Source organism: Shinella sp. 1A1 (assembly GCF_055379515.1).
The window spans coordinates 2884872-2898728 of sequence record NZ_AP039671.1; the positions used below are offsets into that span (position 1 = coordinate 2884872).

Here is a 13857-nt window from a genome sequence, read left to right on the forward strand (position 1 = left end):
GAAACGCCGGGCCGCGACGCAGAAAAATAGTCCCACAAAGCCAGCAACAATCCGCTTTGTCAATTCTTGTTGCGGGCCCTCCGGGACCCCATAATGTGCGCCATGAAACTCGATTCCAAATACTTCGACCGCATCCGCACGAAGCGGCGCGTGGAGCGCCCCGAACGTTCCGCGCCGACCTGTCAGTGGGATGGCTGCGAGGAGAATGCCGTGCATCGCGCACCCGTCGGCCGCAATGCCGAAGGGCAGTATTTCATGTTCTGCTTCGAGCACGTCAAGGAATACAACAAGGGCTACAACTACTTCTCGGGCCTGTCCGACGGCGAGATCGCGCGCTACCAGAAGGAGGCCATCACCGGCCACCGCCCCACCTGGACGATCGGCGTCAACAAGGCCGCCAAGAACGGCCCGGCGCAGGGTAATGCCCGCTCCGGCTCGGCCGGGGCAAATCAGCGCATCCGCGATCCCTTCGGCTTTTTCAACGAGGGCAAGGGCCGCAGGCCCCAGATGGAGCCGCGCGCGCGAAAACTGAAGACGCTGGAGGCCAAGGCCTTCGACACGCTCGGCCTTTCCGCCAATGCGACGACGGAGGACATCAAGTCCGCCTATAAAACGCTTGTCAAAAAGCATCACCCGGATGCAAATGGCGGAGACAGGGGCTCGGAAGAGCGTTTTCGCGCGGTCATCCAAGCATATCAATTGTTAAAGCAGGCCGGCTTCTGCTAGAGCATTGGCGAAGTCGGGCGGAATCGCCCGGCCGCGTATAATGCGGTCAAGCATCCGCGTATAATGCGGTCTAGCAAAAGGCAAAGTTGGCGTGCAATAAATTTGGGGTGGAGGTAAGGCCGCCGCCCGCGGAGACGTGATGAGCAAGATGGATCTCGATATTTCCAACCTCCCGGACACCACTGTTTCCGTACGGGAGGTTTTCGGCATTGATACGGACCTGCGGGTTCCGGCCTATTCCAAGGCGGACGCCTATGTTCCGGACCTCGACCCGGACTACCTGTTCGACCGCGAAACGACCCTCGCCATTCTCGCCGGCTTTGCGCATAACCGCCGCGTCATGGTCTCCGGCTATCACGGCACCGGCAAGTCGACCCATATCGAGCAGGTCGCCGCCCGCCTCAACTGGCCCTGCGTGCGCGTCAACCTCGACAGCCATGTCAGCCGTATCGACCTCGTCGGCAAGGACGCCATCGTCGTCAAGGACGGCCTTCAGGTCACCGAATTCAAGGACGGCATCTTGCCCTGGGCCTACCAGCACAATGTCGCGCTCGTCTTCGACGAATACGACGCCGGCCGTCCGGACGTGATGTTCGTCATTCAGCGCGTTCTGGAATCCTCCGGCCGCCTGACCCTGCTCGACCAGAGCCGCGTCATCCGTCCGCACCCGGCCTTCCGCCTGTTCGCGACGGCCAACACCGTCGGCCTTGGCGACACGACCGGCCTCTATCACGGCACGCAGCAGATCAACCAGGCGCAGATGGACCGCTGGTCCATCGTCACCACGCTGAACTACCTGCCGCATGACAACGAAGTGAACATCGTCGCCGCCAAGGTGAAGCGCCTCGCTTCCGGCAAGGACGGCCGCGAGACGATCTCGCGCATGGTGCGCGTCGCCGATCTCACCCGCGCCGCCTTCATCAACGGCGACCTGTCGACCGTGATGAGCCCGCGCACGGTCATCACCTGGGCGGAGAATGCGGAGATCTTCGGCGACGTCGCCTTCGCCTTCCGCGTCACCTTCCTCAACAAGTGCGACGAACTGGAACGCACGCTGGTGGCCGAGCTTTACCAGCGCGCCTTCGGCATCGAGCTGAAGGAAAGCGCCGCCAACATCGTCCTGGAAGCGACCGCCTGACGGCGAGGTGAAGCGCATGGCAGCCCGCGGAGACAATTCGAAGCCGAGACCCGGCGGCGTGGTGGACATGGAGCCGTTCCGCCGCGCGGTGACCGGCTGCGTGCGCGCCGTCTCGGGCGATGCGGAGGTGGAGGTCGCCTTCGCCAACGAGCGCCCCGGCATGACCGGCGAGCGCATCCGCCTGCCCGAGCTTTCCAAGCGTCCCTCGCAGGCCGAAGTCGCGCTGACCCGCGGCCTCGGCGACTCGATGGCGCTGCGCAAGGCCTGTCACGACGCCCGCATCCACGCGACCATGTCGCCGCAGGGCGCCGATGCCCGCGCGATCTTCGACGCCGTCGAACAGGCGCGCGTCGAGGCGATCGGCTCCAACCGCATGCATGGCATGGCGCAGAACCTCAACGTCATGCTGACGGAGAAATACGCCAAGGCCAATTTCGGCGCGATCACCCGCCAGGCCGATGCCCCCCTTGAAGAGGCCGTCGCGCTCATCGTGCGCGAGAAGCTGACCGGCCAGGCCCCGCCGGCCTCGGCGGGACAGGTGCTCGATCTCTGGCGCGATTTCATCGTGGACAAGGCCGGCAAGGATATGGAGGGCCTTTCCTCCGCCATCAACGACCAGCAGGCCTTCTCCCGCGTCGTGCGCAACATGCTGGCCTCGATGAACGTCGCCGAGCAGTACGGCGAGGACGAGAACGAACCGGACGATTCGGAAACGCCCGAGGACGAGAACCAGCCGCGCAGCGACGAGCAGGAAGACAACGACAGCCAGGAAGACGCTGGCGACGATTCTGCCCCGGCCGACGAGAACGAGACGTCCGACGAGCAGATGGACGAAGGCGAGATGGACGGCGCGGAAATCTCCGACGACGATCTCGTCGAGGACGACGGCGACGAGACGGAAAAGCCCGGCGAGGTCCGCCGCCCGAACCAGCCCTTCACGGATTTCAACGAGAAGGTCGACTACGGCGTCTTCACGCAGGAATTCGACGAGACGATCACCGCCGAGGAACTGTGCGACGAGGCGGAACTCGACCGCCTGCGCGCCTTCCTCGACAAGCAGCTCGCCCATCTCCAGGGCGCCGTCGGCCGCCTCGCCAACCGGCTTCAGCGCCGCCTGATGGCGCAGCAGAACCGCGCCTGGGAATTCGACCTCGAGGAAGGCTATCTCGACAGCGCCCGCCTGCAGCGCATCATCATCGATCCGATGCAGCCGCTCTCCTTCAAGCGCGAGAAGGACACGACCTTCCGCGATACGGTCGTGACGCTCTTGATCGACAATTCCGGCTCCATGCGCGGCCGCCCGATCACCGTCGCCGCCACCTGCGCCGATATCCTCGCGCGCACGCTGGAGCGTTGCGGCGTGAAGGTGGAAATCCTCGGATTCACCACCAAGGCCTGGAAAGGCGGGCAATCGCGCGAAAAATGGCTCGCCAGCGGCAAGCCGCAATCGCCCGGCCGCCTCAACGACCTGCGCCACATCGTCTACAAGGGCGCCGACGCCCCGTGGCGGCGCGCAAGGCGCAATCTCGGCCTGATGATGCGCGAGGGTCTGCTGAAGGAAAACATCGACGGCGAGGCACTGATCTGGGCGCATGACCGTCTGCTCGCCCGCCCGGAGCAGCGCCGCATCCTGATGATGATCTCGGACGGCGCGCCGGTCGACGATTCGACCCTTTCGGTGAACCCCGGCAACTATCTGGAACGGCACCTGCGCGCCGTCATCGAGCAGATCGAGACGCGCTCGCCCGTCGAGCTGCTGGCCATCGGCATCGGCCATGACGTGACGCGCTACTATCGCCGCGCCGTCACCATCGTCGATGCGGACGAGCTGGCCGGCGCCATGACCGAACAGCTCGCCTCGCTCTTCGCCGACGAAAGCACGGCCCGTCGCCCGGCCGGCCGGCGTCGTGCCGGCTAGGGCGCGGTACCGGGGACGGCCAGCCCTTCCCGCAATCGCTCTTTGCGCCCTGCTTTGCCTGCCGCTCACGCGGCCGGTATCTGCCGCGGATATTCCCGTTTCCAGCCGCACCATCACGCAATTTACGCCGGGCTCCGACCGGCGCATCTTCGGCAAGCTCGAATTCCTCGGGGGCATCGCCTATTCGTCGTCGAGCCCCCTGCTCGGCGCCGTCTCGGCGATCCGCTTCCGCGACGACCGTGAGCATTTCGTCTCGGTGCTCGATACCGGCCACTGGCTGACCGGCCGTATCGAGCGCGACGGCGAAGGCCGGTTGAGCGGCCTTGCGGACATGAAGATCCGCTCGATGATCGACCGCGACGGACGCGACGGCAATCCCAAGGAGAAAATGGATGCCGAGGGCCTTGCGATAAGCAGGGGCGAACTCCTCGTCAGCTTCGAGGGACTTCACCGGATCGACGCCTATCCCGATCCCGGCTTCATGGACGCCAGGCCGAAGCGCCGCCTGCCGCTGCCCATAGAGCGGCGGGAAATTCGCCGAAACCGCGGTATGGAGACGCTTGCCATGTCCCCGGCGGAAGGCCCGCTCGGCCCCGTGCCGGTAACCGTGACCGAGCGCAGCCTCGATGCCGGCGGCAATGTGTTCGCCGCCGTGCTCGCCGGCCCGCGCGCCGGCCTCTTCGCGGTGAAACGCAGCGATCCTTGGGACATCACCGACGGCGCCTTCCTGCCGAACGGTGATCTCCTCCTTCTGGAGCGCCGCTTCCGCTTTTCGGACGGCATGGGCATGCGCATTCGCCGGATCGCCGGCGACACGATCCGCCCCGGCGCGGTCGTCGACGGCGAGGTGCTGATCGACGCGGACCTCCGTCAGCAGATCGACAATATGGAAGGGCTGGACGTGGTGGCGATGGCAAAGGACGATATCCGTATCATCGTCGTTTCCGACGACAACCACTCCATCCTCCAGCGCAACCTGATGCTGGAATTCCGGCTGAAGTGAAAGACTTCCCTCAAGGGGACGCCTCTCCTCGGGCTCGACCCGACCATCCATCCGCCGGCACGCCGCACATGCGGATCCTCGGGCCAAGCCCGAGGATGACGCTGGAGGGGAGCAAGGCTACCGCCTTAAGCCGTCTTCTCGACGCCCGGCATCGGCATTAGCCGGCTCATCAGCGCGCCGTAGGGCAGCAGCATGACGAGGCCGACCACGACCTTCACGGAAAGGTCACCCATCGCCCAGGAAATCCAGCGCGGCATCTCGGTCGTGAAGACGCCCAGCACCGGCGCCCATTCGATCGCGAAGGCGTCGTTGGGGCCGAAGATCGAGAAGGCCGGCGCGAAGGAGAAGGAAAAGAAGATCGCCGTATCGAGCACCGAGCCGATCAGCGAGGCGATCAGCGGCGCGCGCCACCAGGTCTGCCGCCGCAGCCTGTTGAAGACCGAGATGTCGAGCAACTGGCCGGCAAGGAAGGCCGAGCCGGAGGCGATGGCGATGCGCGGCGTGGATGCGCCGATCGAGAACAGCACCGCCACGAGGAAGCCGGCCGCCACGACGCGGCGCGCGACGCGCGGGCCGAACTGGCGGTTGGTGAGGTCGGTGATGAGGAAGGCGACGGGATAGGTGAAGGCGCCATAGGTCAGGAGATCGCCGAGCGCGATGCCGAACAGCTCGCCCGAAAGCGGGTACTGCACCAGCACGTTGGAGGCGACGACCACGGCCGTCATCAGGAGGACATAGATAAGGGTAACGCGGTTCGCGAGCATTTTTTTATCCTGGGTGATGCCACCAGTTGGAGTAACGATGTTGCGCGCAAAGCATTGAGGCCTGCCCGCAAAGCGGTCAAGCCTCAATGAGAATGCTTCGGCCTGTTGCCTGGATCAGGCGGCAGCAGCAGCCGTCTTCTTGGCGATCTGGCGGCGCAGCAGACGGGCGCGCATCGACAGTTCGTTCTCTTCGGCCTTCAGGAGGAAGGCATCGAGACCGCCGCGGTGCTCGACCGAGCGGAGAGCGGCTGCGGAAACGCGAAGACGGAAACGCTGGCCGAGGGCGTCGGAAATCAGCGTGACATTGCACAGGTTCGGCAGGAACTTGCGCTTCGTCTTGTTGTTTGCGTGGCTCACATTGTTGCCCGACTGGACGCCCTTGCCGGTCAATTCGCAACTACGGGACATGGTACACCTATTTTTTCTTGTTCAGGACAATACGTTTCCGGCACCGAAACCGGCCGCAGTCCGTCTGGCCTTTTTGGAAAGTTGCGGTTCTATAGTCACACTGGCCGGCGACGTCAAGCCAAACCTGCCGTTCAGCGGGAATTCAGTTGCCAAGCGTCATGATTTGCAGGCAATAGCAGGCAAAGGCACGATTTTCCACGGCGTAGAATCGCCGCAATGGCGGGCTAGGCGGGGCTTCTGCGGGACGATTCCGGCACGGCTCGCGCGGTCTTGCCGGAACGGCCGGATCAGGACGGTACATTCGCCTTCCGAAGAAAACGGAAGGCTCCAGGAGTCGAGACGATGAACGGGCGGGGTTGGATTGCTGGCGCAGCGGCGTCGCTTGCGCTTCTGGGCGGTGCGGGACCCCTGTCGGCTGCGGAAGTCCAGCACCAGACGGACTACAGCATCCGCCTTTCTGGCCTGCCGGTCGCCACCGCCAGCTTCCGCTCGGCATTTTCCGGCAACCGCTACACCATTTCCGGCAGTCTGCATTCGGCGGGCCTTGTCGACATCTTCTCCCGCACGCAGGGCACGACCTCCGTTTCCGGCACCATCGGGCGCGACAACCTGCACGCTACCTCCTATTCGGTGACCTATCGCAGCGGCAAGCGCGGCCGCGCCATCGACGTGACCTTCCGCAACGGCAATGTCATCCATGCCAGCATGGTGCCGGCGCGCAAGAAGCCGGCCAACTGGGTGCCCGTCTCCAGCGCCGACATGCGCGCGGTGCTCGACCCGATCTCCGGCCTCATCATTCCTGCCGGCAAGCGCATCTGCCCCAAGACGCTGCCGATCTTCGACGGCGAATCCCGCATGGATTTCCAGCTGACATCGAAGGGCACGAAGCCCTATTCCACCAAGGGCTTCAAGGGCGAGGTCGTGGTCTGCGGCATCCGCTTCATCCCGAAATCCGGCTACAAGAAGGGCCGCGACGACGTCGAATACCTGCGCCGGCTGAAAACGATGGAAATCTGGTTTGCCAAGGCCGAGGAAGCGAATGTATATGCTCCGGTCTATGTGAGGATTCCGACCAAGCTCGGCCCCGTTACCGTCTCGGCCACGCGCTTCGGCGGTTGATGCGGCTGCCGGTCGGCAGACCGGCGGAGCGATCGCTTGAAGACACGTGCAACCCTGATCGGCTTTACGGCGATCCTGATGTGGGCGCTGCTGGCGCTCTTCACCGCGGCCTCCGGCAAGATGCCGCCCTTCCAGCTTTCCGCCGTCTGCTTCCTGATCGGCAGCCTGCCGGGAATCGTCGCGCTCATCGCGCGGCCGCAGCGCGCGCGCCTGCTGAGGCAGCCGGCGAAGGTCTGGGTCACCGGCATCCTCGGCCTCTTCGGCTATCACTTCCTCTACTTCACGGCCCTGCGCAACGCGCCGGCGGTCGAGGCGAGCCTGATCGCCTATCTCTGGCCGCTCCTCATCGTCACCGGCTCGGCGCTGCTGCCGGGCGAGACGCTGCGCTGGAACCATGTGGTCGGCACGCTGCTCGGCCTCGGCGGCACCGCGCTCATCGTCGGGCGCAACGGCGTCGCCTTTGAGAGTGCCTATCTCATCGGCTATGGCGCGGCCTTCCTCTGCGCCTTCACCTGGGCCGGCTATTCGCTGGCCACCCGCAGCTTCGAGGCCGTCTCGACGGATGTGGTGACCGGCTATTGCCTCGCCACCGCGATCCTGTCGCTCATCTGCCACCTGCTGCTGGAAACGACGGTCTGGCCGCAGACGGGCTTCGAATGGCTCGCCGTCGCCGGTCTCGGCCTGCTCCCGGTGGGGGCCGCCTTCTACGTCTGGGATTTCGGGGTGAAGAACGGCGACATCCAGATCCTCGGCGCCGCGAGCTACGCCGCGCCGCTGCTCTCCACGCTGGTCCTCGTGCTTTCCGGCTTTGCCGAGCCGAGCTGGACCATCGCGCTGGCCTGCCTGCTGGTGACGGGCGGCGCGGTGCTCGCCGCCAAGGACATGATCTTCAGGCGGCGGGTCGCAAGCCCCGCCTGATCTCAGAACCGGTCCTTCCGCCCGCGGATTTCGGCGAAGACCTCGGCGTCGCTCGCCCCCTCCATGCCGAGATGGCGGCGGATCGCCGGATCGCGGGCACGCAGGAACGGATTGGTCGCCTTTTCGAGACCGATGGTCGTCGGCGCGGTGAAGGCACCGGCGGCCCGCAACGCCTCGATCTCCTCGACACGGTGCGCGAGCGCAACGTTGTCCGGGTCCACCGTTTTCGCAAAGCGGGCATTCGACAGCGTGTATTCATGGCCGAAATAGACGGTCGTCTCCTCCGGCAGCGCCGCGAGCTTCGACAACGAATCCCACATCTGCGCGGGCGTGCCCTCGAAGAGCCGGCCGCAGCCGAGCGCGAAGAGCGTATCGGCGGCAAAGAGCAGCTTCTCCTCCGGCAGGTGGAAGCAGATGTGGCCGAGCGTATGGCCCGGCGTCGCGATGACCTCGACGCGCCGGCCGGCGAAATCGAAACTGTCGCCGCCATCCACCTTGCGGTCGATGCCCGGGATGGTCTCGCGCGCCGGGCCGATGATCGTCGCGCCGAAACGGTCCTTCAGCGCAAGGTTGGCCTCCACATGGTCGCCATGGTGATGGGTGGTGAAGATATGGCTGAGGCGCCAGCCGCGGCGCTCCAGCGCCTCGAGGATCGGCTTTTCCTCCGGCGCATCGATGCTCGCCGTCGCGCCCGTCGCCGGATCGTGCAGGAGCACGCCGAAATTATCGCTGCGGCAGGCAAACAGTTCGATTTCCAGCGGGGTCATGGTCCATTCCTCGTCATATCGGCAGGGCATCGCGGGCGAATGTAAGCCAATCGGCCTTGAAGTCCACCGGACCATCGCTAACATCTTGTCCATGCATGCAGATATCGTCGACCTCCGCGAATTCTACCACTCGCCCCTCGGCCGCCTTGCCGATCACTCGATCGCCATGGCGCTCGCCTCGCTCTGGGCGCGGCTGCCGGACGAGCGGCTGGTCGGGCTCGGCTATGCCGTGCCCTATCTCGATCGCTTCCGCGCCGATACGGAGCGCACCTTCGCCTTCATGCCGGCCGGCCAGGGCGCGGTGAACTGGCCGCCGGGCGAACTTTCCTCGACGGCGCTGATCTTCGACGAGGAACTGCCTCTGCCGGACGCCTCGGTCGACCGGATATTGATGGTGCATTCGCTGGAATTCGCCGAGAACCCGCGCGAGACGATGAAGGAGCTCTGGCGCGTGCTGGCGCCCGGCGGCCGCCTCGTCATCGTCGTGCCGAACCGGCGCGGCGTCTGGGCGCGCATGGAGCATACGCCCTTCGGCTCCGGCCGGCCCTATTCGCGCGGCCAGCTCACCGCGCTGCTGCGCGAGACCAATTTCACCCCCGGCGCCTCGGCCGAGGCGCTGTTCTTCCCGCCCTCCAAGCTGCGCGGCGTGCAGAAGCTGCGCGGCGCCTTCGAGCGGCTCGGCCGCTCGCTCTGGCCGATGTTCTCGGGCGTCATCATCGTCGAGGCCCAGAAGCGGCTCTATCAGGGCCTGCCTGTCGCCGCCCGCGCCTCGCGCCGCGTCTTCGTTCCCGTGCTCGCCCCGCAGGGCATCCCCACGACGCGCGAGCGCACCCTCGACAAAAGCCGGCCCGCCCGCTAGAGCGGGCCCGAACGGCAAAAAGGGCAACGGGCATGACGGACGGACATTTCGACAAGATCGCGCTGATCGGCATCGGCCTCATCGGCTCCTCCATCGCCCGCGCCGTCAAGGCCAAGGGCCTTGCGAAGACCGTCACCATCTCCAGCCGCAGCATGGAGACGCTGGACCGCGCCCGCGCGCTGGAACTCGGCACCGACTATGTCCATGACGCCGGCAAGGCGGTCGAGGGCGCGGATCTCGTCATCGTCTCGGTGCCCGTCGGCGCCTCCGGCAAGGTGGCGGAAGAGATCGCCCCGCACTTGAAGCCCGGCGCCATCGTCACCGATGTCGGCTCCACCAAGGCATCGGTCGTCGCGCAGATGCTGCCGCACATGCCGAAGAACGTGCATTTCATCCCCGGCCACCCGCTGGCCGGCACCGAGCATTCCGGCCCCGATGCCGGCTTTGCCGAGCTGTTCCAGGGCCGCTGGTGCATCCTGACCCCGGTGCACGGCACCGACAAGGACGCCAAGCGCAAGCTCGCCGCCTTCTGGGAGGCGCTCGGCTCGAAGGTCGACGAGATGGACACGGAGCACCACGACAAGGTGCTCGCCATCGTCTCGCACCTGCCGCACATCATCGCCTACAACATCGTCGGCACGGCGGACGACCTGGAAACGGTGACGGAATCGGAAGTCATCAAATATTCGGCCTCCGGCTTCCGCGACTTCACGCGCCTTGCCGCCTCGGACCCGACCATGTGGCGCGACGTCTGCCTGCACAACAAGGATGCGATCCTCGAAATGCTGGCGCGCTTTTCCGAGGACCTCGCCTATCTCCAGCGGGCGATCCGCTGGGGTGACGGGGACAAGCTCTTCGACCTCTTCACCCGCACCCGCGCCATCCGCCGCTCGATCATCGACGCCGGCCAGGACACCGCCGCGCCGAACTTCGGCCGCCCGGTCGATGACGACAAGAAGGGCTGATCAGAGGGGCGGGATTTCCGCGATCGGGAAGAGGCCGAGATAGACCGTCCCCTGCCGGATATTGACCTTCACGACGGCCCGCTCCTGCCCACCCGAAAGGACCTTGACGGCCTCCGCGACACGCTTTGCCGTCTTTGCGGCCTGCGGAAACAGCTCCGAGACACGGTCGCGCCAGGCTGTGATACCCTCGATTGTGAGATCGAGCGCGCCGGACACGGTGCCGTCATCGCCCACCGTCACGGGACCGGAAAGCGCCAGCGTCTGGCCCGCGCCGAGATCGAACGACAGGGTTCGCAATTCCGCGCTGGTGCCGAGCGGCAGGTTCGGCGGCGGGCCTTCGGCGGTCAGCCATTTGGCGGCATCTGCGATCGTCAGGTCAGCCGCGACGTTCATCGGCGGCAGCGCCTTGCCGTCAATATCCAGCGAAAGCGCATCGAGCGAGGCGGCAACATCGAGCGCGTCGCCGGACCGTCGGACATGCTTCTCGCCATGGGCCGCGGCAATACCGACGGACAGCCCTTCGGAGGGCATGTTGAGCTTGCCCTTCAGCCCGTCATAGGCGGCGGAGAACCGGTCGAGGCCGTCCGTCCAGGCGACGGCGCTGGCATGCATCAGGTCCCAGTCGGCATCGAAGACAAGGTCGGGCGTCACGCGCACCTGCGCCGGCCCGTCCAGCTCGAAAACCGCGTGGCCAGGGCGATAGACCTGCGCCGCCGAGCGCAGCGCCCCGAAGGTCGCCGAAAGCCCGGAGGGACGGTCGTCGATCGCGACCGAATCGCAGAACACCCCGATGCGGAACGGATAGCCGCGGACGGAAAGATCGCTGCACGCGGCCGAATGCATGCCCCGGGCGGAGGCGGCAAGCTCGCGCTCCGCCCGGTCCTTGATCCAGCTTGCGGCATAGAACCAGCCGCCCGTATAGAGCGCCACGAAGAGAACGACGGCGATGGCGAGCAGGATCAGCTTGCGCGTAACCCCGGAAGCGTCGGCGGCGCGGCTTGACGATGCCATAGTGTTCTCCAATGGTGACGAAGATGATTTGCGCGACAATGCCGGCAATTGCGGCGGCTTTTTGAGAGACGATCCAGGTGACGGTGGATATGAACGAATTCTGGGTCTTTGGCTACGGATCGCTGATGTGGAATCCGGGCTTCGAGTTCGAGGAGCGGCAGGCGGCCCACCTCTTCGGCTTCCGCCGGTCGCTCTGCGTGCGCTCCTGGGTGCATCGCGGGACGGAGGAAAGGCCCGGCCTCGTGCTCGGCCTCGATCGCGGCGGCTCCTGCCGCGGCGTCGCCTTCCGCGTGACACCGGAAAAACGCGAGGCGGTGGTGGACTATCTGCGCGAGCGCGAGCTGGTGACCCACGTCTACAAGGAACGCACGCTGCCCGCGACGTTGAGCGACGGCCGCCGCATCGCCACGCTCACCTATATCTGCGACCGTGCCCACCACCAGTTCGCCGGCTCGCTGACGGTGGCTGAAGCGGCCAGTACCGTCAGCGCCGCCACCGGAAAATCCGGCCACAACATGGATTACGTCCGCAACACGCTGGCGCATCTGCGCGAGATGGGCATCCGCGACCACTGGCTGGAGGATGTCGGCCGGACGGCGGAAGGCCTTTACGCCCGCGCCTCGGCCTGATCGCGCGCCTCTGTCTTCAGCTCCGCGAGACGCCGCTCGGCGGTGGGCGGCAGGATGAGATGCGGATTGGCCTCCACCGTCTCGACCAGCAGGCGGTCGCTCGCCGTCTCCATCACCTCGACGAGATGGGCGAGGAAGGCGTCGGGCTCCATGCCGGGCATGATCGCCGGCAGGATGCGCACCTTGAAATGGCCGGGCTGGCGGATGAACTTGCGCCGCGGCCAGAACAGGCCGGGGTGCATGACGACCGGCACGACCGGCACCTGCAGGTCGCGGTAGAGGCGGGCGATGCCGTATTTGTATTCCGGCGGCGCGCCCGGCGGGCGGCGCGTGCCTTCCGGATAGATGATGAGCTCGCGGCCGGATTCCATCTCCGCCTTGGTGCGCTGCATGACGGCCGCCATGGCCTTGCCGCGCGCGCTGCGGTCCACCGGCACCATGCGCTGCTTCTTGATGTACCAGCCGAAGAGCGGGATCCAGGTCAATTCGCGCTTGAGGATGTAGAAGGGATCATCGAGCCACGGCAGCAGCGCATAGGCATCCCAGAAGGACTGGTGCTTCGGCGCGAAGATGTAGCCGCCGCCCTTCGGAATGTTCTCCAGCCCCTCGATCTCGAAGGTGGTGCCGACGATCTTGTCGAAGAGCCAATGGTTGCTGCGCACCCAGTTCTTGGCGATGACATAGGCCTTCTTGCGCGGCAGCAGGAAGTAGACCGGCGTGAAGACGATCATCTGCACGATGAGGTTCACGTAGAAGACGGCATTGAAGAGCACGGAGCGGAAAGCGATCATCGGGCAGCCTGTAAGCGGGACGTGCTTTCGCCCTACACGATAATCCCCGGCGGGGAAACTCCCGCCGCGCGATCTCAACCGCCGGTCATGTCTGCCCTGAGCCCCGACCAGCTTCGCGCGCCGGCAAAGGCGCGCACATGCGCGAGGCAATATTTGAGATACTCGGAGAGCATGGCCTTCAGGATGCCCGGCTGGCGCAGCCAGTTGCCGTTCTTCAGGTCGGTGTTGACGACCGGATAGGCGATGAAGTCGGTCTCCGGATCGGCCGCCTTCAACTCCAGCAGGCTGCGTGGCATGTGGTAGTTGTTGGTGACGACCAGCACGCGGCGGAACTGGTTGTCGCGGATCCAGCGCGCCGTCTCGTTGGCATTGCCGATCGTGTCCACCGCCTCGTAGCCCATGTCGACGCAGCATTCGAAGAGCGCGGAGGAGCTTTGCGTGAGCTTGCGCAGCTGGTTGCCGCTCGTCGCGGGGTTGACGCCCGAGATCAGCAGCCGCCCGCCTGCGCCCTTCTTCAGGAGCTCGATGGCGCGGTCGATGCGCTGGTAGCCGCCGGTCAGCACCACGATGGCGTCCGCCTTCGGTTCGGACGGCGCTTCGAGCGCCGCCACGGTCTCGGCGAAATAGAGAAAGCCTCCGGCGCCGGCCATGGCGGCAAGCAGGATGAGCACGAGAAGGGCGCGCACGACCCGCCGGGCGGGGCGCCGGCGGCGCCGCCGCCTTGCCTCGCCACGCGAGATGCCCTCCGGCAATCCCTGCTTTGCCCGTTCCAGCGTGTTCATGATTCGACCCATAGAACCGGATTGCGGCAACGGATAGTCCGTTTCGGGGCGATGATCCA

15 protein-coding genes are annotated in these 13857 nt (G+C 65.8%); 9 read left to right on the forward strand and 6 right to left on the reverse strand.

Translation table 11 applies throughout. From position 1 onward, the window contains the following. Positions 1–93: 93 nt before the first annotated feature. The 4 genes from ACZ48C_RS14065 to ACZ48C_RS14080 all read left to right on the forward strand — a co-directional run bounded on the left by ACZ48C_RS14065 (position 94) and on the right by ACZ48C_RS14080 (position 4785). On the forward strand, positions 94–726 hold the full coding sequence (locus ACZ48C_RS14065) for a J domain-containing protein (protein WP_464781477.1): 633 nt from the start codon (positions 94–96) through the stop codon (positions 724–726). Positions 727–865: 139 nt separating this feature from the next. Then, positions 866–1864, forward strand: a complete 999-nt coding sequence (gene cobS / locus ACZ48C_RS14070; protein WP_119259072.1) for a cobaltochelatase subunit CobS — start codon at positions 866–868, stop codon at positions 1862–1864. A gap of 16 nt (positions 1865–1880) precedes the next feature. Then, positions 1881–3782 carry a cobaltochelatase subunit CobT gene (gene cobT / locus ACZ48C_RS14075; RefSeq protein WP_464781478.1) on the forward strand — a complete coding sequence of 634 codons (1902 nt, stop codon included), beginning with the start codon at positions 1881–1883 and terminating at the stop codon, positions 3780–3782. Further along, positions 3772–4785, forward strand: coding sequence for an esterase-like activity of phytase family protein (locus ACZ48C_RS14080; RefSeq protein ID WP_464781479.1), 1014 nt, complete (start codon positions 3772–3774; stop codon positions 4783–4785). The genes cobT and ACZ48C_RS14080 overlap by 11 nt, the downstream gene beginning before the upstream one ends. 125 nt (positions 4786–4910) lie before the next feature. On the opposite strand, the gene ACZ48C_RS14085 is transcribed toward ACZ48C_RS14080, so the two are convergent. Together ACZ48C_RS14085 and rpmB are read right to left on the reverse strand one after the other, a co-directional pair. Then, complete coding sequence (locus ACZ48C_RS14085) at positions 4911–5549, reverse strand: VUT family protein (RefSeq protein ID WP_464781480.1); 639 nt, start codon at positions 5547–5549, stop codon at positions 4911–4913. Between the two features lie 114 nt (positions 5550–5663). Beyond that, positions 5664–5957, reverse strand: a complete 294-nt coding sequence (gene rpmB, locus ACZ48C_RS14090; protein WP_119259069.1) for a 50S ribosomal protein L28 — start codon at positions 5955–5957, stop codon at positions 5664–5666. Between the two features lie 342 nt (positions 5958–6299). On the opposite strand from rpmB, the gene ACZ48C_RS14095 reads away from it, so the two are divergent. Next, positions 6300–7076, forward strand: coding sequence for a DUF3108 domain-containing protein (locus ACZ48C_RS14095; protein WP_454635638.1), 777 nt, complete (start codon positions 6300–6302; stop codon positions 7074–7076). A gap of 36 nt (positions 7077–7112) precedes the next feature. Continuing rightward, a complete protein-coding gene (yddG, locus tag ACZ48C_RS14100) occupies positions 7113–7994 on the forward strand; it encodes an aromatic amino acid exporter YddG (protein WP_464781481.1) in 882 nt (293 codons plus the stop codon). Positions 7995–7996: 2 nt separating this feature from the next. Here the strand turns inward: yddG and gloB are convergent, their stop codons facing one another. Beyond that, the gene (gene gloB, locus ACZ48C_RS14105; RefSeq protein WP_464781482.1) at positions 7997–8761 is read right to left on the reverse strand and encodes a hydroxyacylglutathione hydrolase; all 765 of its coding nucleotides are present in this window, start codon (positions 8759–8761) and stop codon (positions 7997–7999) included. 91 nt (positions 8762–8852) lie between these two features. On the opposite strand from gloB, the gene ACZ48C_RS14110 reads away from it, so the two are divergent. After that, positions 8853–9620: a class I SAM-dependent methyltransferase gene (locus ACZ48C_RS14110; RefSeq protein ID WP_318910112.1), complete on the forward strand. Its 768-nt coding sequence runs from the start codon at positions 8853–8855 to the stop codon at positions 9618–9620. Between the two features lie 32 nt (positions 9621–9652). Continuing rightward, complete coding sequence (locus ACZ48C_RS14115; RefSeq protein ID WP_424547580.1) at positions 9653–10585, forward strand: prephenate/arogenate dehydrogenase family protein; 933 nt, start codon at positions 9653–9655, stop codon at positions 10583–10585. Here ACZ48C_RS14115 and ACZ48C_RS14120 read toward each other — a convergent pair whose 3' ends face one another. Beyond that, positions 10586–11596, reverse strand: a complete 1011-nt coding sequence (locus ACZ48C_RS14120; protein ID WP_464781483.1) for a DUF2125 domain-containing protein — start codon at positions 11594–11596, stop codon at positions 10586–10588. Positions 11597–11673: 77 nt separating this feature from the next. Here ACZ48C_RS14120 and ACZ48C_RS14125 point away from each other — a divergent pair, with 77 nt between their 5' ends. Then, positions 11674–12225 (forward strand): gamma-glutamylcyclotransferase, encoded by a 552-nt coding sequence (locus tag ACZ48C_RS14125; protein WP_318910115.1) that lies wholly within the window; start codon positions 11674–11676, stop codon positions 12223–12225. On the opposite strand, the gene ACZ48C_RS14130 is transcribed toward ACZ48C_RS14125, so the two are convergent. Together ACZ48C_RS14130 and ACZ48C_RS14135 are read right to left on the reverse strand one after the other, a co-directional pair. Then, the gene (locus ACZ48C_RS14130; RefSeq protein WP_464781484.1) at positions 12204–13016 is read right to left on the reverse strand and encodes a lysophospholipid acyltransferase family protein; all 813 of its coding nucleotides are present in this window, start codon (positions 13014–13016) and stop codon (positions 12204–12206) included. The two genes, ACZ48C_RS14125 and ACZ48C_RS14130, sit on opposite strands and share 22 nt — an antisense overlap. Positions 13017–13090: 74 nt before the next feature. Then, entirely contained in the window at positions 13091–13798 is a 708-nt protein-coding gene (locus tag ACZ48C_RS14135; protein WP_464781485.1) for a YdcF family protein, read from the reverse strand. Positions 13799–13857: the final 59 nt, after the last annotated feature.